Origin of the sequence: Legionella drancourtii LLAP12 (assembly GCF_000162755.2) — a bacterium.
Classification (GTDB): domain Bacteria; phylum Pseudomonadota; class Gammaproteobacteria; order Legionellales; family Legionellaceae; genus Legionella; species Legionella drancourtii.
Genome location: NZ_JH413811.1, coordinates 95,694 through 114,637, shown reverse-complemented (window position 1 = coordinate 114,637; position 18,944 = coordinate 95,694). Strand labels below are relative to the sequence as shown.

Here is an 18,944-nt window from a genome sequence, read left to right as displayed (position 1 = left end):
GGAACCGGTATTTGAGGATTAGGGGCTGAAGGTGTAGGCATAATCTGTACCTCTAGAGATATTAATTAAATAAAGTATAACACTTTTTCATTAAGGTAGAATTAAGCTAAATGAATAAATATAATTGACGAATTACCGCAAATTTTTGTGATTGAAGGTGACGGGATCTATGATTTATTAATCACCGGATTATATCTAAATCATCCGCTCGAGTAGGCTGGGCTGCAAGTGTCAGAAAACCTCTGGGACAAATTGATCTTTTGTCCCAGGTTAATCACGATATTACCAAGCCGGGATAGCGGCGTCATCAAATAGAGTTTTAGCTTTTTCTTTAACTTCATCAGAATTTAATGCTTTAACAAATAATTCCAGCTGTGCTTTTTTAGGACTATCACGACGAATCACGATGATGTTTGCATAAGGTGAATCTTTATCTTCAGTAAATAATGCATCACGTGAAGGAGTTAAACCCGCAGGTAAGGCAAACGTAGTATTGATTACTGCGGCATCAACATCTGGTAATACTCTAGGTAATTGTGCTGCATCCATTTCTTTAAATTGTAAATTATGTGGATTGGTTGCAATGTCTTGTAAGCCGGTATTATTGGTTTCCTTTAAAGTGATTAAATGTGCTTTTTCTAATAATTGTAAAGCGCGCATTTCATTGCTGGGATCATTTGGCACGGCAATAACCGCTTTTTCTGGTAATTCATTTAAGGTTTTAAATTTTTTGGAATAAATACCTACCGGGTAAACAAACGTTTTTCCTATGGCTTCAAGATTATAGTTGTGCGCTTTAATTGCAGCTTGCAGATAAGGTAAGTGTTGGTACACATTGGCATCCAGGCTACCATCTTGTAGCGCTTCATTGGGTAAGTTGTAATCATTGAAGGCAATAATTTTAATGTCTACGTCATATTTATTTTTTGCTACTGTTTTTGCTGTTTCAATCAGTTCCGTTTCGGGACCCGCAATAGTACCTATAACTAACGTATTGGGTGAGGGTTTATTACAGGCCACGAGGCTAAATAGTAAAACAATATAAGTTAAAATCCGCATTAATGACTCCAAAAATTAATTATGTAAAAAGCGTTTTGCTAAATAATCGCCAAGCATTTGCGTCAGTTGTACCATGATAATTAAAACAATAACGGTTGATATCATTACTCCCGCATCAAAGCGTTGATAACCATAGTTAATGGCTAAGGTACCTAAGCCGCCCGCTCCAACTGTTCCAGCCATCGCGGAATAATTAACTAAAGTAATTGCCGTTACGGTGATGGCATGAATTAAAGCGGGTTTGGCTTCTGGTAATAAAATATGCCAAATGATTTGCTTGGTAGATGCGCCCATTGCGTACCCTGTTTCGATTAAGCCATTAGGCAAACTCTGATAGACATTATCCACGAGTCTGGCAAAAAAGGGGATAGCACCTAAAGTCAGGGGCACGATCGCCGCATTCATGCCAATTGAGGTCCCGACAATAAGTCGAGTAAAGGGAATAATGGCTACTAATAAAATAATGAAGGGAACAGAGCGTGCCATGTTGATAAAAACGGCTAGAGCCTTATGTAATTTCGGTCGTGGCTTAACCTGCTTGGATGAGTAGAGCAGGGTTCCTAAAGGTAAGCCAAGCAGTACCGCAAATAAAGTACTGATAACTACCATATACAGTGTTTCGCCGGTTGCAATGAATAAATTATATGCCATCAGGTAAGACATAACCTAAAACCTCCACAGTTAACTTGGCTTGTTCACAACGTTCTATGAATTCTTCCAACAAAAATTGATGCGCAGTGAGTTCAACTACTAAAACCCCGCAGGTAACGGTGTCAAAGCGATCAATATTGGCCAGTAAAATATTGATATCTAAATTTAACTCACGGCTGGTTTGACTAATGAATGGAACTGTAGCTTCCTCGCCCTGAAAAAACAAACGCAGCAAGGGCTTATCTGTTGCATACGATGCAATTCTGCTGGTTAAGCATTCAGGTAATTCGGGACTAAGTTGAGCATAGAGCATGCTACGTGCCACACTGTCTTTTTTGTTAAAGACATTGGCCAGAGCTACTGTTTCGGTTAATTTGCCATCGTCTATAACCGCCAATCTTTTGCAAATGCGTTTTACTACATCCATTTCATGGGTGATAAGAACGATAGTAATTCCATATAGGGCATTAATTTTTTTGAGTAAGGCTAAAATTGAATCCGTTGTTTCAGGATCTAATGCTGAGGTCGCTTCGTCACAAAGTAAAATTTTAGGTGAGCAGCTTAGTGCACGCGCAATGGCTACTCTTTGTTTTTGGCCACCACTGAGTTGATGTGGGTAAGCAAGTTCTTTATCAGTCAATTCAACAATGGGGAGCAACTCGTTAATTTTAGAGCGAATGGACTGTTCATCGATTCCTTGAATGCGCATTGGCAGGGCAATGTTGTCATAAACATTTTTGGAATTGAGTAAATTAAATTGCTGAAAGATCATTGCCATTTTGTGGCGGGCTAAGGCCAGATCTTTTAGGGAAAGACGATTCAGGTATTGGCCATCAATGACGACATCACCCTCATCAGGTCGCTCTAGCAAATTAATGCATCTTAATAAGGTAGATTTACCTGCGCCACTCTTACCAATAATACCAAAAATTTCACCTTCTTGGATGAATAAATTTATATCCTGTAGGACAGGTTTTCCAGAAAAGGACTTAGTTAATCCAATTAAATCAATCATTGTTATAACCTGAGAATATTTATTATGCGTGCGGCAGACGGTTTGGAGGGATGTAAGACACTACCCGCTTTAGCCGTATTTTCAAAAAAGACAATCTTTTTTGAGCGTCCGCAAGCTGAATTTCAAATCGACGCCGTGCTAAGAGTATACACAAACTGCACGACTAAACAAAGAAATATTTAATTAACGACAAATAAACCACCAGTCAATTGATTATATTTGTATGGAATATTTTCCTTAAGTAAGAGCCCTTGGCAACAGCCCCAAGTAAACCAGCATTTTTTGCCAAATGGCTAAAATAGGTATCCCCAAAACACATCTTAAATGTTAAAAGTATTAGAAATTAGTCAATGAGTTAGAAAAATCTATTGCTATATTACTTTAGGGCATTGTATTATTTTCAAAATTTGTAAAACCGACCACAAGGATGTTATATGTATTTTAATAAAGCAAAATATAGCGCGGCCACGTTGGTGCTTTTGTCTACTTTTAGTTCAGCTACTTCATTTGCAGGCAGTATGGGTGAAGTTCAGCCTTCATCGAAAGGTCATTTTCTTGTTCAGCTGGGAGGATATTCGGCTATTCAAGGAAAAGCCCAAAATATTTATTTGCGAGATACTTTGGTTGCTAATCATTACACCGTTAAAACTCATAATCAGGGTAGTGGTCTTGTTGGCCTTGGTTATATGATTGATGGACCTGTTATTTTTAATCGCTTTCCTCTTTCATATGGAGTAGATGCTTTTTTCTTAGGCCAAACGGCGGTGAGCGGTTACATTATCGAAGATCATCTTTTTACAAATAATTCCTATCGTTATAAGATTCAAAATATTCCTGTTTATTTTGCTGCTAAAACGCTGATTAATACACAAAGTGATAAAGTAAAACTTGCGGTTGATGTGGGTATTGGTCCTAATTTTATGAGTGCCAGTCGTTATTTTGAAACAGCACTAAATGGTTTTACTACGTCAAATAACACATTTTCAGGTCACGATAATATTTCTTTCTCAGCTACGGTTGGTGCGGGTCTCCGCTTTAATAATGCTCCCGGTCACCTTCCTATTGAAATTGGTTATCGCTTTTTCTACTTAGGCCAAGGACGATTCGCTACAAATAATTACCAAGCACAGAATGCGCTTAAAACCGGTGATAACTACGCTAATGCGCTTGTTTTTACTGTTACAATATAATAATTGAGGCTTTAAAAGCCTCAATTATTTCTTCGTTACATCATTAAGATGCGCTGCTGTAAATATTACGTATTGTCTACGCTTATTTTTCTCTACTGGTGAAGAAAGGGAATAGTAAGAGCATATCCTAAGCCGATTGTCGTATCAGTCCTTATAGGTTATCCCTATGTCCTGTAGATAAGTTGCAGGACATAGGCAAGGATTTTTTCCCAAATTTATTGAGAAGTTACAGGAAGAAGAGTTAACTTTTTAATTCGTCACGATTTTTGAAATAATCCAAGGCTTGAGGATTGGCTAGTGACTGCAAATTATTTACGGGTAAACCGTGAACCACTTGTCTTACGGCGACTTCAACGATTTTGCCACTAATCGTCCGTGGAATGTCTGCAACCTGTAGAACTTTTGCTGGCACATGTCGTGGTGAAGCATTTTGGCGAATGGTTGTACGAATTTTGTCAATTACTTCCTCAGTAAGCAATTTGCTTTCGCGCAATTTAACAAATAAAATGACACGCACATCTTCCTGCCAATCTTGTCCAATGACAATACTGTCAATTACCTCATCGATTTTTTCCACTTGGCGGTAAATTTCGGCAGTGCCTATACGTACGCCACCTGGATTTAATACTGCATCTGAACGACCGTAAATGACGAGGCCGTGGTGCGCAGTTATTTCTGCAAAATCACCGTGGGCCCAGACACCTGGAAAGCGTTCAAAATAGGTGCGTTGGTATATTTGTCGATCTGGATCATGCCAAAAACTAATGGGCATGCATGGGAAAGGCATAGTGCAAACAAGCTCGCCGCGGGTTTCACGAACGGAGTGCCCTTCCTCGTCAAAAACCTCGACTGCCATACCTAAGCCCAAACATTGCAGTTCTCCGCGATAAACTGGCAACATGGGATTTCCTAAGGCAAAACAGGAAATAATGTCAGTTCCGCCTGAGATGGAGCTAAGTTGCAGATCGCTTTTGATTTGTTCATAAACGTAATCGTAGTTCTTGGGTAGTAATGGCGAGCCTGTAGAGAGTATGCAACGTAAATGGCTTAAATCGCATTCTTCTTTGGGTTTTACCCCTGCTTTTTCAACCGAAGAGATAAATTTAGCACTGGTGCCAAAAACGGTGACTTTTTCTTTTTCCAGTAATTTGAATAAGCGATTATTGGTTGGGTAGGTCGGTGAACCTTCGTATAAGGTTAAGGTGGTGCCTAAGGCTAATGCGGAAACCATCCAGTTCCACATCATCCAACCGCAGGTGGTGTAAAAACATAAATTATCTTTGGCCTGTAGATCCGTATGCAAGCCTAATTCTTTAATATGTTGCAGTAAGGTTCCACCAGCACCATGAACAATACATTTAGGTTTACCGGTTGTTCCTGATGAAAACATGATGTAAAGCGGGTGTTCAAATGGAAGGGAGACAAATTCACAGTCTTTGGCTGGTTTTAAAAAGTCATCCCAATATTCGGCTTTGGGCAAATTCGCAATGTCTACTGCTTCATTAATATTGGGACAAATGACTACATGCATTAATGAAGGAATGGCATCGTTGAGTTGCTTAATCTTTTCTGCGCTACTGAATTTTTTGCCATTATATTGATGACCATCACAAATAAATAATACTTTAGGCTCCACTTGCCCCAATCGATCAATGGCTGCTTGCGCACCAAAGTCAGGTGATCCTGAAGACCATATCGCGCCTAATGATGTAGCTGCTAACATGGCAATGATGGTGTAATGGGTATTGGGCATTAAGGCGACAACACGGTCTCCTGTTATTACTCCCACCGCCTTCAAACCGGCTGCACATTGGGCAACGGCGGCATATAATTGCTCATAGCTCATCTCATGGCGTTCATTATTTTCATTCAGGCTAATCAGGGCGGGATGCGCATCTCTACGGGATAATAGTTTTTGTGCAAAATTAAATTTGGCTCCAGAGAACCATCGAGCTTCCATCATTTCACGGTAGTAATTTAAAATTTGATGCGGTGGTGTATCGAATTTTAAATGAAAAAAATCACAAAGTGTTGGCCAGAATGAATCTGGGTGTTTAATTGACCAGGTATGAAGATCTTGATAGTTTTCAAAAACTTGACAGTTTTTTTTTGCAGCAAAATCCATAAATTGCCACATTCTACTTTCCTGTGGATGTTGGGGTTTCCATACAAGTTCACTCATTATTTGTTCTCTTCTTTATTAATTACAAGGGTTTGCTAGTAGAGCATTGGCAACTTTTGATTGATTTTTACGTCCTAAAATCTTGCAAATCAAATCACCAATGGCCACAATTTTAAATACATCCACTCCGGTATCAATACCTAAACCGTGCATTAAATACAGAACATCTTCTGTAGCGACATTACCTGTGGCGCCAAGGGCATAAGGGCAGCCTCCAAGACCCGCAACAGAGCTGTCAAAACGATGTACGCCGTAGTGCAAAGAAGCATAAATATTTGCTATTGCCTGACCATAGGTGTCATGAAAATGCATGGCTAGTTGGTTCAATGGCAATAATTTGAGTACTTGATCTAAGACTAATTGCGTTTGTCTTGGGGTACCAACGCCTATGGTGTCCCCTAAAGAGATTTCATCTACACCTAAATCTAAAAGTTTCTTGGTGACTTCGGCCACTTGTTCGGGTGGGATATTGCCTTCATAAGGGCAGCCTAAGACACAAGAGATATAGCCACGTACTTTGATGTTTTGTGCTTTAGCTAGAGCCATAACTGGTTTAAAACGCACAAGGCTTTCTTCAATGGAACAATTAATATTACGCTGGTTGAATGATTCACTTGCGGCAGTAAATACTGCAATTTCTTTAACACCAACTTCCAGAGCTTTGCGCATGCCTTGTTCGTTAGGGATCAAAGCAGAATAATGCACCGATGGTTGCTTATTTATCGCTTGAAATACTTCTTCATTATCCGCTAATTGTGGGATTGTTTTTGCGGAAACAAAGCTAGTCACTTCAATGTGTTCTAAACCGGTTAGGCTTAATGCATTGATTAACTCGATTTTGTGTTTACTGGACACAAAAGCAGATTCATTTTGTAGGCCATCACGTGGTCCTACTTCAATAATCGTCACATGCTGCGGATAATCCATATTCATCTCTTCTTGTTGTAATCAGTTACCATCGAGCAGCTTTTTATGCATCAAGTTCAATTAATGACAGCAACTCTTCGCCTTCGTTAACTTGGGCACCTACTGCATAAAATATATCGGATAAAACACCATCAGTTGGCGCATGAATGGTGTGTTCCATTTTCATCGCCTCAAGAACAATCAGGCGATCACCTGCTTTCACTGTTTCACCTATATTTTTTAGTATAGCCACTACCGTTGCTGGCATTGGTGCCGTCAGTTGTCCTTTGTGGGTGGATGAATGAGCATCCAATCTATTCCAGTTAAATCGTTCTACTGTGATTTGCCCATCAGATGTATATAAGGTCAAAGCTTGGTTTGCATTGTCTACGGTCGCCTGGTAGTTTTGTTTGTTTAATTCAAGCGTAAGCTGATCAACATTGAGCTGCACACGGATAAAATACTCGTGTTCTTTGAGTGTTACTTTAAACTGACTTGTATTGATTGGCGTTATTAACGCTTCAATCACTTCGTCGCCATCTTGATAACGGCATACCCAATTACTGGTAGTGTGGGATTGCCAGGCAAAAGACTCTTTTAATAAAGGATCTTGAATTGTTTTCACGGTATTTAAATAATCGAAACTTACCGCCATCAGCTGAGCCATTGCTTTATCCGGTGTTTTTAATGCAATGTGTTCTTTGCTTAAGAAATCAGTGCTAAGTTCCACTTGACTGAATTTAGGATGCTGACAAATCGCTTGTAAAAAAGGAATATTTGTTTTAATCCCACCGATAAAATAATGTTTTAGTGCCTGCTGTAATCGTTGTAAGGCTTCATTGCGATTATTTCCCCACACAATTAATTTGGCAATCATGGGGTCGTAATACATGGTAATTTGTGAGGAACAGGTTACGCCGGTATCAATCCGTAGACCATCACCTGAGGGTTCTTTAAGAAAATGGATTTGGCCTATTGACGGGATAAACTCATGAAAAGGATCTTCGGCATAAATACGGCATTCAATGGCATGACCTTGTGCCTTAATCTGTTCTTGTGACTTTGGCAATTGCTCATTTGCGGCAATTTTTAGTTGCCAGGCGACTAAATCAAGGCCTGTAATCATTTCTGTAACCGGATGTTCTACCTGTAAACGGGTATTCATTTCCATAAAATAAAAGTGCTCATCACCATCAACTAAGAACTCTACAGTTCCGGCGCCACTGTATTTAATTGAACGTGCAACATCACAGGCGGCATCCGCTAATTTTTGTCTTAATGCGGGTGATAAATTGGGCGCGGGGGCTTCTTCAATAATTTTTTGATGGCGACGCTGAATCGAACAATCACGTTCAAACAGGTGGACTACATTGCCGTGATTATCAGCCATGATTTGTAACTCAACATGGCGGGGATGAAGCACTAGTTTTTCAATAATCATCGTGTCATCAGCAAAGCTTGTCATTGATTCACGTTTGGCTCCAGCTAAAGCGGAACTAAATTCTGATTCAGAATGTACAGTACGCATGCCTTTACCGCCACCGCCATTTGCCGCTTTAATGAGTACCGGAAAACCTATTTTTTTTGCTTCAGCAAGTAATCGTTCTTCTGCTTGCTCACTGCCGTGATATCCTGGCGTTAAAGGCACACTGGATTTTTCTAACATTTGTTTGGCCAACTGTTTTGAAGCCATTGCTTCCATGGCTTCTACGGAGGGGCCAATAAAGACAATCTCTGCTTCGTTACAGGCTTTGGCAAATTCAGGATTTTCTGACAAAAAGCCATATCCTGGGTGAATGGCCTGTGCGCCACTTTCTTTCGCAACGCGGATGATGGTTTCAATATGCAAATAGCTGTTTTTGGCTGCGGCCTCACCGACACAATAAGCACTGTCGGCACTACGCACATGCAAGCTGTCTTTATCAACTGAAGAGTAAATGGCTACGGTATGGATACCCATAGATTTTGCCGTTTTGATGATTCTGCAGGCTATTTCACCGCGGTTAGCAATAAGAATTTTATTAAACATGCATGCCTCTAGTTCCAGTTGGGTGTTTCTTTATTTAAAAATGCATTCAGACCTTGTTGTCCTTCGTGCGATACTCTTTTTTGAGCAATCAATGATGCTGTAAAATAAACTAATTCTTTATCGATATTTTTGTTTGCTACTTGAGCGGCTAATTTTTTAGATGCTCTCACTGCCTCAGGCGCATTATTACTAATTTGTTTGGCGTAGTTTAGTGTGAATTCCAATAAATTTTCTTCTGGAATACAGTGTTGTACCAAATTTAAGCTTAAGGCTTTAGTGGCATCAAAAATCTCAGCACTCATAAATAGGGCTTTGGCACTGCGTTCGCCAACGGCGTTAACTACATAAGGGCTGATTACCGCTGGAATTAAACCAAGTTTCACTTCTGAAAAACAAAAACGAGCAGACGTTGCGGCAATGGTCATATCGCAAGCTGCTGCCAATCCGGCACCACCACCAAAAGCTGAGCCATGTACCATCGCTAAAGTGGGTTTGGGGCTTTGGTTTAAGGTATACATTAAATTACCGAGCACCATTGCATCGTTTAAATTTTCTGCTTCGCTAAAGCGAGCCATGTCTTGCATCCACGCTAAGTCCGCGCCAGCAGAGAAATGTTTGCCATTTGCCTTGAGCACAATTACCCGAACTTGGGGATTGGCTATGGCGGCATCAAGCTGGGTTTGCATTTCTGCAATTAAATGATTATCAAAGGCATTATGTTTGCTCACCCGGTTTAAGGTGAGTAAACAGAGATGGTCTTGAATTTCGTATAATAAGTCGCTCACGTGTTGTCCTTTACATGCGAAATACGCCAAAGCGTGTTGATTCAATAGGGGCGTTTAAGGCGGCGGATAAACCGAGTCCTAGTATTTTACGTGTATCTTGTGGTGCGATAACCCCATCATCCCATAAGCGCGCACTGGCATAGAAGGGATTTCCTTGGGTTTCGTATTGGGAACGCATTTGTTGTTTAAATTGCTCTTCTTCCGTAAGTGACCACTCGTGTCCTTGTTTGGCTAGTTTGTCACGATTTACCTGTGCTAGCACATTAGCGGCTTGCTCACCACCCATTACTGAAATACGGGAATTAGGCCATGACCACATGAAGCGTGGGTTATAAGCACGTCCGCACATTGCATAATTACCGGCACCAAAACTACCGCCAACAATAACGGTAAATTTAGGGACATTGGCATTGGCAACCGCGGTAACCATTTTCGCGCCATGTTTTGCAATTCCTGATGCTTCGTATTTAGAGCCAACCATAAAACCAGTAATATTTTGCAAAAATATCAATGGGATTTTACGTTGACAGCATAGCTCAATAAAATGACTTCCTTTGAGTGCACTTTCGCTAAAGAGGATGCCATTATTGGCAATAATGCCAATGGGGTAACCGTATAAATGCGCAAAACCACAGATCAATGTGGTGCCGTAGAGTGCTTTAAACTCGTCAAACTCAGAGCCATCAACGATGCGTGCAATGATTTCGCGAATATCAAAAGGCTTTCTTGGGTCAGCAGGGACTATGCCATTTAATTCTTTGCTGTCATAGAGTGGCTCGATGGTTTCAATGCGTTTGACAGATGATTCTTTTTGGCGGTTTAAATTAGTGACGGCTATACGCGCTAAATGCAGGGCGTGCGCATCATTTTCCGCATAGTGATCTGCCACACCGGAATGGCGGCAATGTACTTCGGCACCCCCTAATTCCTCAGCACTAATTATTTCACCGGTCGCCGCTTTAACTAAGGGCGGACCTCCAAGAAAAATAGTCGCTTGATTTTTTACCATGATGGATTCATCTGCCATTGCAGGTACATAGGCACCACCGGCAGTACAAGATCCCATAACTACAGCAATTTGCGGGATGTTTTGCGCAGACATTTGGGCTTGGTTAAAAAAAATACGACCAAAATGCTCACGATCTGGGAATACTTCATCTTGATGGGGTAAAAAGGCACCACCTGAATCTACCAGATAAATGCAGGGTAAATGATTCATCTGCGCAATTTCTTGTGCTCTTAAATGTTTTTTTACCGTTAAGGGATAGTAGGTACCGCCTTTAACCGTAGCATCATTGACTATAATGATGCATTCCACACCTGCGACTCTACCGATTCCGGTAATGATACCGGCAGCAGGCACGACATCATCATATACTTGATAAGCAGCCAGTTGTGAGAGTTCGAGGAAGGGACTGCCTGGATCAAGCAATTGTTGTAAGCGTTCTCTGGGCAATAATTTACCGTGTTTTAAATGTCTGGTACGAGCGTTCTCATCGCCTCCTAAGGCGATGTGTTCGATGCGATTTTGCAGTTCATCAACCAAGGCTTGCATCGCTGATTGATTGTCTTTGAATTCTTGACTTCCAGTATTGATTTGGCTGATTAATTTTGTCATGCCTTAGTCCTTATCGTACCAAAATATCGCTTAAAACGATTACCGTCCAAAGAGTCCATGTTATTGCAATAAAATGCGGCATGTCGTTGCCTTTAATTGCTCTGTAGATCAGTGCTGGAACAGCCGTAAGGGCAATAGGTAATAAAACAAGCACTAAAATCTTGCGAATTACGAGTCCCCAACCTGTTTGACTGAATATGGGCGTTAATTTTATATTTACATAGGTAAAAAACACATCAATGTAAACAACGAGAAGATGAGCGTATTTTGCAAATACGACTACCAGGATACTAAGTAGTAAGTAGATAAGACTTTGTCGTAGCATGTACATCCTTTATTTTTATTATTATTTTTTTGTAGCTTAAATCTTATAATTCCTTTCTCCTCACCGGCACTTCCATTACGTTAAGTTTGTAGCCCGGATTAGCGTAGCGTAATCCGGGATTCGGTTCACGGAATAACATCTTTCCCGGATTACGCTGCGCTAATCCGGGCTACGTTTGATCTGTTCTATTTCCAAAAGTGCTTAACTTAATGGCAGTATCTCCCATGAAGAGAAGGGAATTAAGGGCTTTGATAGAGCAATTATACCAATTCAATAGCCATAGCCGTTGCTTCACCACCACCAATACACAATGAAGCAATACCACGTTTTTTACCCTGATGTTTCAATGCATGGATTAGCGTAACTAAAATACGCGCACCCGAAGCACCTATAGGGTGGCCCAAGGCACAAGCGCCGCCGTGAATATTAACCTGTTCTGGATTTAATTCAAGCTGAGCAATCGCCGCCATTGCTACAATCGCAAATGCTTCATTAATTTCATAAAGATCGACATCACTTTGGTTCCAGCCGGCTTTATTCATTACTTTACGAATTGCATCAATTGGCGCGGTAGTGAACCATTGCGGTGCCTGGGCATGACTGGCATGGGCCACAATACGCGCAATAGGGCGAAGGCCACGTTTTTCTGCATGGGCGGCACTCATTATAATTAAGCTGGCTGCGCCATCAGAAATAGAACTGGAGTTGGCGGCAGTTACCGTACCGTCTGCTTTAAATGCAGGTTTTAATTGAGCGATTTTCGCTAATTTTGTTGCATCAGGACCTTCATCGGTATTTACAGTCACATCGCCTTTACGCGTGTTAATGGTAACTGGAGCAATTTCTTCTTTAAATGCGCCGCTTTCAATTGCTTTTAAGGCCTTACTCATTGAGTGAGCTGCGTATTCATCTTGCTGTTCTCTGCTAAAATGAAAATGTTCCGCCGTAGCCTCAGCAAAGCATCCCATGAGTTGACCTTTATTGTAAGCGTCTTCAAGTCCATCAAGGAACATATGATCTTTTAATTCGCCGTGGCCTAATCGGTATCCTGCGCGTGCTTTACTTAGTAAATAGGGCGCATTACTCATGCTTTCCATACCACTAGCTAGAACCACATTTACGGAGCCGGCTTTAATTAAGTCATGCGCCAACATCACCGCTTTCATGCCTGAACCACACATTTTATTAATGGTTGATGCGCCTGCTGAATCAGGGATTCCTGCTTTGAGTGCTGCTTGTCTTGCTGGTGCCTGACCAATCCCCGCTTGAAGCACGCAACCACTAATGACTTCATCAATTTCAGCAGGGCTGATTCCTGCCTGTGCTAAAGCAGCCTTATGGGTAATGGCGTTTAATTCTGGAGCTGAAAGTGCAGATAGAGCACCTAATAATCCGCCCATCGGTGTTCTTTTTGCTGCCACAATCACTATATCATTCTGATCCATGTCGATATTCCCCTTATGCTGTTTCTTTAAAAAGTTCACGTCCAATAAGCATTCTTCTAATTTCAGAAGTGCCAGCCCCAATTTCATACAGCTTTGCATCGCGTAATAGACGACCTGTTGGGTACTCATTAATGTACCCATTCCCACCCAGAATTTGGATTGCTTGTAAGGCCATTTGGGTTGCTTTTTCTGCAGTGTATAAAATAACTCCAGCAGCGTCTTTACGACTAACAAGCCCTTGATCGCAAGCTTTAGCAATTGTATATAAATAAGCTCTGCTCGCACTCAGATCAGTGTACATATCTGCTAATTTACCTTGGATGAATTGAAATTCGCCAATAGCTTGTTCAAATTGTTTGCGCTCATGTACATAAGGTAAAACAACATCCATACACGCCTGCATAATTCCCACAGGTCCTGCTGCCAGAATCGTGCGCTCATAATCAAGTCCGCTCATTAATACTTTAACGCCTTGATTAATTTCGCCCAAAATTTGTTCGGCGGGTACTTCGCACTGTTCAAAGACCAGTTCACAGGTATTTGAACCACGCATCCCTAGCTTATCCAGTTTCTGAGCGGTTTTAAATCCCGGCATTCCCTTTTCAATAAGGAATGCAGTGATGCCTTTACTTGCCGCCTGTTTGTCAGTTTTAGCGTATACCACTAAAACATCCGCATCAGGACCGTTGGTGATCCACATCTTGGTACCATTGAGAATAAATGTATCGCCAGAGGCTTGAGCGTGTAATTGCATGCTGACGACATCAGAGCCTGAATTGGATTCGCTCATTGCTAAGGCGCCAATATATTCGCCACTAATTAGTTTAGGCAAATATTTTTCTTTTTGCGTAGCATTGCCGTTTAAATATATTTGATTAACGCATAAATTAGAGTGTGCACCATAGCTTAAACCCACAGAGGCTGAGGCACGAGATATTTCTTCCATTGCAATCGTGTGGGCCAGATACCCCATGTTGGCACCGCCATATTCTTCACTTACGGTAATACCTAGTAAACCCATGTCCCCTAATTTGCGCCATAAATGATTGGGGAATGTATTGGTTTCATCGATTTTTGCAGCAAAAGGAGCTATTTCTGTGCGCGCAAATTGACGGACACTGTCGCGTAACATGTCATAGGTTTCACCCAATTGATAGTTTGGCCCTGTGTACATAGATGACTTCCTGTAGTTTTTATAAATGCATCTAGACTATACCCAATCGAATTGAAGTTGCAACCAGAATTTTATTTTTCCAGCGTACATCTATTGGGTTAAATTGTAGGTTCTAACTTGTAAATTTTATATTTATTTGGCAGGAAAATTCTAGGGGCTGTTGACATATATGAACCCTCGATACTGACGTGCCGCACTGCACTTTAGGTGTGGCATTCAGGGGATGCGTATATTAAATATATAATATAGCGTGAATTTATTCGAATATTAGTTCCTGATAAGAAATGTTATGGACCGGATGTTAAAAAATAATCTGGGTATTCATCCTCCATTAAACCAGGTTGAACGTAAGAAAAAAGAAGTATTTTTATTTCAATAGGTATTCTGTTTGACTATTTTTTTTAAATTGGGGGGAGGAGAACGTATCCATCAATAAGTTATAATTCGTATAGTTTCCCGCAAAAATTTGTTGCGAAATAATCGTTATTAATTCCTCATCGTTGTAGGCTGATTTATCTAAAGGCAGGGTGGAGTAACTATCTGTAATAAGCATTCTTAAACTTAACTTATCTAAAAATAATCAAATATACACGGAATTGCCTTTTGTGTGAATATATTAACCATCTTCTGTGGGGCAGTTTGGTAGGTCATGAACCTGTTATAATTTAGAAAAACGGTGAGTTAGATAGTTTAAAAAACATCGTTTGGCTGTATTTTAATCTTTGTTATGGCCATGCAATTTTATTTTGGAGTATCTACGATTGTTGTATCTTATGGCTTAACACATTGTGTGGGTCATTGGTGTAAAAAATTACATAATTTTTAAAAATGCTCCTTTACCTGATTTGAAAAATCGCCTAATCTTAAGCCAAATTTTAGGACGTTCGATTTACCTATTTAGGAGAGTGGCTTATGCGAAAATTAGTGCTGTGGGGACACAGTGTTGATGAGTATCGCGAGATGTTTGATTTGTCTCAAAAGGACATGAATTCCCGAATTTTAGAATATGGATGTGGCCCAAGTGCAGTGAATGCCCAACAAGTTCATGAAGCACATGAGGCGGTTAGCTGCGATCCTTTATTTGTTTTAGATAAGGATACGTTATTCTCTAAAGCGGTGATGATCTTTGCGCAAATGGCAGATGAGGTTCGTCAAGAACAGGATCAATTTGATTTTAGCAACGTTGGTGGTTTAGATAAGCTAATTGAGCAACGCCAACAAGGAATGAAGCAGTTTTTTGCCGATTATGAACAAGGTAAAGCGGAGGGCCGTTATTATGGAGTAGAAGATTACCATTTGCCTTACCCTGATTTTTCATTTGATTTTGCTTTGAGTGCTCATTATTTATTTGCTGATTTAGAAGAGCAAACAGTCGAATTTCATTTAAACGTCATTCGTGAATTAGCACGGGTGGCCGCTGAAGTAAGAATTTTTCCACTTATTGACCGTAAAGGAAATACGTCTGAACTCTTAGGCCCGGTTTTGTTGCAACTGCAAAAAGAAAATTACGGCGTCGAAGTCAGAGAAGTGGATTATCATTTACATAAAGCTGAAAATGCCATGCTTCGTATTTGGGCGCAGAAATGTGATGTTTAATATGTATTCAATTATACGCCCTTTACTGTTTTGTATGGATGCGGAAAGGGCACATTCTGTGAGTTTGTCCGCCTTACACTATGTGCCAAAGACGTGTTTTAAATCCCCAGAGACAAAGCCCATTCAAGCCATGGGATTGCAGTTTCCTCATGCGGTAGGTTTAGCTGCTGGTTTGGATAAAAATGGTGAGCATTTAGATGCATTGGCAAAATTGGGTTTTGCGTTCATTGAACTGGGAACAGTGACACCCAGGCCGCAAGTAGGTAATCCTAAGCCACGTTTATTTCGCTTACCTGCAGCGCAAGCCATTATTAATCGCATGGGTTTTAATAATCAAGGTGTTGAGGCTTTAGTTAATCACGTAAGTAAGGCAAATTATAAAGGTATTTTGGGAATTAATATTGGTAAGAATAAAGATACGCCTTTAGAGCGAGCAGCGGACGATTATCTTTATTGTTTGGAAAAAGTCTACGCGCATGCGTCATATATAACCATTAATATCTCCTCGCCCAACACTCCTGATTTACGGCAGCTGCAGCAAGGCGCTTATTTTGCTGCGTTATTGTTGCAACTACAGTTGAAACAAAGCAAGTTGGCCGATAAATTTCAACGTCATGTTCCTTTAGTTGTTAAAGTTTCTCCAGATGAAGATACAGAAACACTGAAACAAATGACTGAGGTGATTCTTCATCACGGTATTGAAGGAATTATTGCCACCAATACAACGTGTTCACGTGAGGGCGTTAAAAACCTCCCTAATGCAGAAGAAACGGGTGGGTTAAGCGGCAAACCATTACAGGAATTATCATTACAGTGTTTGCGCTTGCTCAAACAATACGTTGGTGATGCGGTGACATTGATTGGTGTTGGCGGTATAGACAGTTGTCACAGTGCTCAGGAAAAATTGGACGCTGGAGCATCCTTGGTACAGGTTTATAGCGGCTTGATTTATCAAGGGCCAGGATTAGTTTATGAATTAGCCAATGGGTTAAATGCAAAATGAGATGTATCACTAAAGACTTGGCAGCACAAATGGAAGGCTGCATTAAGCAAACGCACATCGAAGTAAGCAAACAATACGCGGAAGGAAAAATACTGGAAATTAGTGGCGGCGCTGCCTGTTTTTCTGGTATTGATTCGTATTTATCTCAGGTGGTGGGATGGGGATTTGCCACCCAACCTAAGCAATTTAAGTCTGAAATTGAAAATATAGAGCATTTTTATAAAACGCAAGCGCATTTGCGCGTTGATATTGAGTTATGCCCTTTTGTGGGGAATGAGCTAACGGTTTTTTTAAGTGAACGTGGTTATGGGGTTAGCGAAGTAAATAATGTGTCGGCATTGAATTTAAAAACATATGAACCGGTTGAGTATGTTATTGAACCTTTTGAGATTAGAGAAGTTGCCTTTGCTGAATTAGGGGAGTGGGCCACGCGGGTAGCGTTAGGATTTGGTTATCCTGAAGCAAGAAATCAATTTTTCCGTTATGTACAGGCTAAAGGCGTTAAGGCCTTTGCAGTTTATGAGCACGAATTAATTGTCGCTGGTGCGGTAGTGGCAATGCATGGTGAATTTTGTGATTTAGGTGTTACGAGTACCCTAGTTGCTTATCGTGGGATGGGATTACAAAAAAAATTATTGCATGCACGGTTAAATTTTGCCAAAAAGCAAGGCTTATCCTGGGCTATAGTAACGACGGAGCCAGGAACTGTTTCCGATGCTAATGTACAAAAGATTGGTTTTCATTGCGCGTATACGCGCATTAAAATGACCTTAGAGCACAAATGGGGAAGATATGCGATCTGAAAATCCATCGTCATCTGAAGTGTCGACATCATCTGAAAGTTCATCATCTGAAAGAATATCTTGATGATTTAAACGCTTCATATCATCAAAATCGTCTTCATCTGTATCATTACCTGAATGCAGAGTTAAAACATGGCTTAAACTTGCTGTTTGTGCACGCTGTAGAATATCTTCAAGTAAATTAATGGATTTATTTTCTCTAGTGAGCGTTATATTAGCAAATAGCTCACGATAGGTTTTTTGTTCATTAACGTCCGTAGTGTCTAACAATAAATTAATGAAGTTTAGGTGATTTTGTTCCGTGGTGTTAAACAGATAAGAAGTTAGTGCTTCAGTCATAGAACCCAAGAAGTTAAACATAATTTTGGGGGAAATACTTCCCGCTCTTTTACTGTTTCGAGTCAGATAAGTATTTTTTACATCGAAATAAAAATCGTTAGTCTGTTTAATGACTATATCGGTTTTACCGGCATCCAGCGCATTTATTTTACGGTATTTTTTATGGAAATTTCCTAAAAAACTCCAGGAAAGATCATTTTTAGCTAGTTTTCCAATGAGATAAGGCGAGGAATTTTTTCTCACGTAATCCGTTCCATATTGCTGGTGCAAATAATTAACCAAATGGGTGATTACGATCGGCCCAACATAGTTAACCGTTAGATTTAATAAGCCTAATAAGTTTGCAGTGTAGGCTTCACTATCAATTAAACTGATCGGGCTTATTGATTTTGAAAAGTACTCGATTGCGGCATATCGATTATTTTGGGGGCGAATTTCTGTGGGCAACGTTTGGGATTCTTGCCATTTAGCTTCGATAGATGGGAATTTTTCACAATTTCACAGAATTGAATTAATTCTTGATTTGCATTTTCACTTAAGAGTTTACAAGCTACTACAAAAATTATTGGATGTTCTGGATGGCTTTCTCTTAATTTTCTAAGGCGCTGTTGGTTTTTCTCGGGTAAAAAAACATCGGGATTATTGCTAAACCATATTTTTACACAGGAAACTTTCATATCAACTACCTCGCTTTGGTTTGTAAAAAATGATACCATATGATTAAATTGCGACCAAATTGGTTTTTTTCTGGTGGCATATGAATAGGAAAGGCAGGCCTTAGGGTAGTGCTAATGAAGTGTTGATTCTGATAGCGATAATATGGC

General features: G+C 40.3%; 18 protein-coding genes. 4 read left to right on the top strand and 14 right to left on the bottom strand.

What is annotated here, in order from left to right; translation table 11 throughout:
* Positions 1-282 precede the first annotated feature (282 nt).
* The 3 genes from LDG_RS05805 to LDG_RS05795 are packed head-to-tail and all read right to left on the bottom strand — an operon-like array spanning position 283 to position 2,725.
* Positions 283-1,059 carry a MetQ/NlpA family ABC transporter substrate-binding protein gene (locus LDG_RS05805; protein ID WP_006870268.1) on the bottom strand — a complete coding sequence of 259 codons (777 nt, stop codon included), beginning with the start codon at positions 1,057-1,059 and terminating at the stop codon, positions 283-285.
* 15 nt (positions 1,060-1,074) lie between these two features.
* Positions 1,075-1,722 carry a methionine ABC transporter permease gene (locus LDG_RS05800; RefSeq protein ID WP_006870267.1) on the bottom strand — a complete coding sequence of 216 codons (648 nt, stop codon included), beginning with the start codon at positions 1,720-1,722 and terminating at the stop codon, positions 1,075-1,077.
* Positions 1,700-2,725: a methionine ABC transporter ATP-binding protein gene (locus LDG_RS05795; protein ID WP_006870266.1), complete on the bottom strand. Its 1,026-nt coding sequence runs from the start codon at positions 2,723-2,725 to the stop codon at positions 1,700-1,702. Before LDG_RS05795 ends, LDG_RS05800 begins: the two co-directional genes overlap by 23 nt.
* A 434-nt stretch (positions 2,726-3,159) precedes the next feature.
* On the opposite strand from LDG_RS05795, the gene LDG_RS05790 reads away from it, so the two are divergent.
* Positions 3,160-3,915, top strand: coding sequence for an acyloxyacyl hydrolase (locus tag LDG_RS05790; RefSeq protein ID WP_006870264.1), 756 nt, complete (start codon positions 3,160-3,162; stop codon positions 3,913-3,915).
* A 241-nt stretch (positions 3,916-4,156) separates the two neighbouring features.
* Here LDG_RS05790 and LDG_RS05785 read toward each other — a convergent pair whose 3' ends face one another.
* From LDG_RS05785 to LDG_RS05745, 9 genes are all read right to left on the bottom strand, one after another.
* A complete protein-coding gene (locus LDG_RS05785; RefSeq protein ID WP_040534647.1) occupies positions 4,157-6,097 on the bottom strand; it encodes an acetoacetate--CoA ligase in 1,941 nt (646 codons plus the stop codon).
* A gap of 18 nt (positions 6,098-6,115) precedes the next feature.
* A complete protein-coding gene (locus tag LDG_RS05780) occupies positions 6,116-7,024 on the bottom strand; it encodes a hydroxymethylglutaryl-CoA lyase (protein WP_006870262.1) in 909 nt (302 codons plus the stop codon).
* 43 nt (positions 7,025-7,067) lie between these two features.
* Positions 7,068-9,032 carry an acetyl-CoA carboxylase biotin carboxylase subunit gene (locus LDG_RS05775; protein ID WP_006870261.1) on the bottom strand — a complete coding sequence of 655 codons (1,965 nt, stop codon included), beginning with the start codon at positions 9,030-9,032 and terminating at the stop codon, positions 7,068-7,070.
* 8 nt (positions 9,033-9,040) lie between these two features.
* Entirely contained in the window at positions 9,041-9,817 is a 777-nt protein-coding gene (locus LDG_RS05770; protein ID WP_006870260.1) for an enoyl-CoA hydratase-related protein, read from the bottom strand.
* A 10-nt stretch (positions 9,818-9,827) separates the two neighbouring features.
* On the bottom strand, positions 9,828-11,435 hold the full coding sequence (locus tag LDG_RS05765) for a carboxyl transferase domain-containing protein (RefSeq protein WP_006870259.1): 1,608 nt from the start codon (positions 11,433-11,435) through the stop codon (positions 9,828-9,830).
* A gap of 10 nt (positions 11,436-11,445) precedes the next feature.
* Complete coding sequence (locus LDG_RS05760) at positions 11,446-11,760, bottom strand: hypothetical protein (RefSeq protein WP_040534644.1); 315 nt, start codon at positions 11,758-11,760, stop codon at positions 11,446-11,448.
* Positions 11,761-12,020: 260 nt separating this feature from the next.
* On the bottom strand, positions 12,021-13,205 hold the full coding sequence (locus tag LDG_RS05755; protein ID WP_006870258.1) for a thiolase family protein: 1,185 nt from the start codon (positions 13,203-13,205) through the stop codon (positions 12,021-12,023).
* A 13-nt stretch (positions 13,206-13,218) separates the two neighbouring features.
* Positions 13,219-14,379 (bottom strand): isovaleryl-CoA dehydrogenase, encoded by a 1,161-nt coding sequence (locus tag LDG_RS05750; RefSeq protein WP_006870257.1) that lies wholly within the window; start codon positions 14,377-14,379, stop codon positions 13,219-13,221.
* A 367-nt stretch (positions 14,380-14,746) separates the two neighbouring features.
* Positions 14,747-14,932, bottom strand: coding sequence for a hypothetical protein (locus LDG_RS05745; protein ID WP_006870256.1), 186 nt, complete (start codon positions 14,930-14,932; stop codon positions 14,747-14,749).
* Between the two features lie 359 nt (positions 14,933-15,291).
* Between LDG_RS05745 and LDG_RS05740 the strand changes: the two genes are divergently transcribed.
* The 3 genes from LDG_RS05740 to LDG_RS05730 are packed head-to-tail and all read left to right on the top strand — an operon-like array spanning position 15,292 to position 17,781.
* Positions 15,292-15,975: a hypothetical protein gene (locus tag LDG_RS05740; RefSeq protein ID WP_006870254.1), complete on the top strand. Its 684-nt coding sequence runs from the start codon at positions 15,292-15,294 to the stop codon at positions 15,973-15,975.
* 1 nt (position 15,976) lies between these two features.
* Entirely contained in the window at positions 15,977-16,978 is a 1,002-nt protein-coding gene (locus tag LDG_RS05735; RefSeq protein ID WP_040534693.1) for a quinone-dependent dihydroorotate dehydrogenase, read from the top strand.
* Positions 16,975-17,781, top strand: a complete 807-nt coding sequence (locus LDG_RS05730) for a GNAT family N-acetyltransferase (RefSeq protein WP_006870252.1) — start codon at positions 16,975-16,977, stop codon at positions 17,779-17,781. The genes LDG_RS05735 and LDG_RS05730 overlap by 4 nt, the downstream gene beginning before the upstream one ends.
* Here the strand turns inward: LDG_RS05730 and LDG_RS05725 are convergent.
* Positions 17,749-18,363, bottom strand: a complete 615-nt coding sequence (locus LDG_RS05725) for a hypothetical protein (protein ID WP_148263520.1) — start codon at positions 18,361-18,363, stop codon at positions 17,749-17,751. The two genes, LDG_RS05730 and LDG_RS05725, sit on opposite strands and share 33 nt — an antisense overlap.
* Before the next feature lie 137 nt (positions 18,364-18,500).
* A complete protein-coding gene (locus LDG_RS19280) occupies positions 18,501-18,797 on the bottom strand; it encodes a glycosyltransferase family 88 protein (protein ID WP_158307868.1) in 297 nt (98 codons plus the stop codon).
* Between the last annotated feature and the right edge of the window lie 147 nt (positions 18,798-18,944).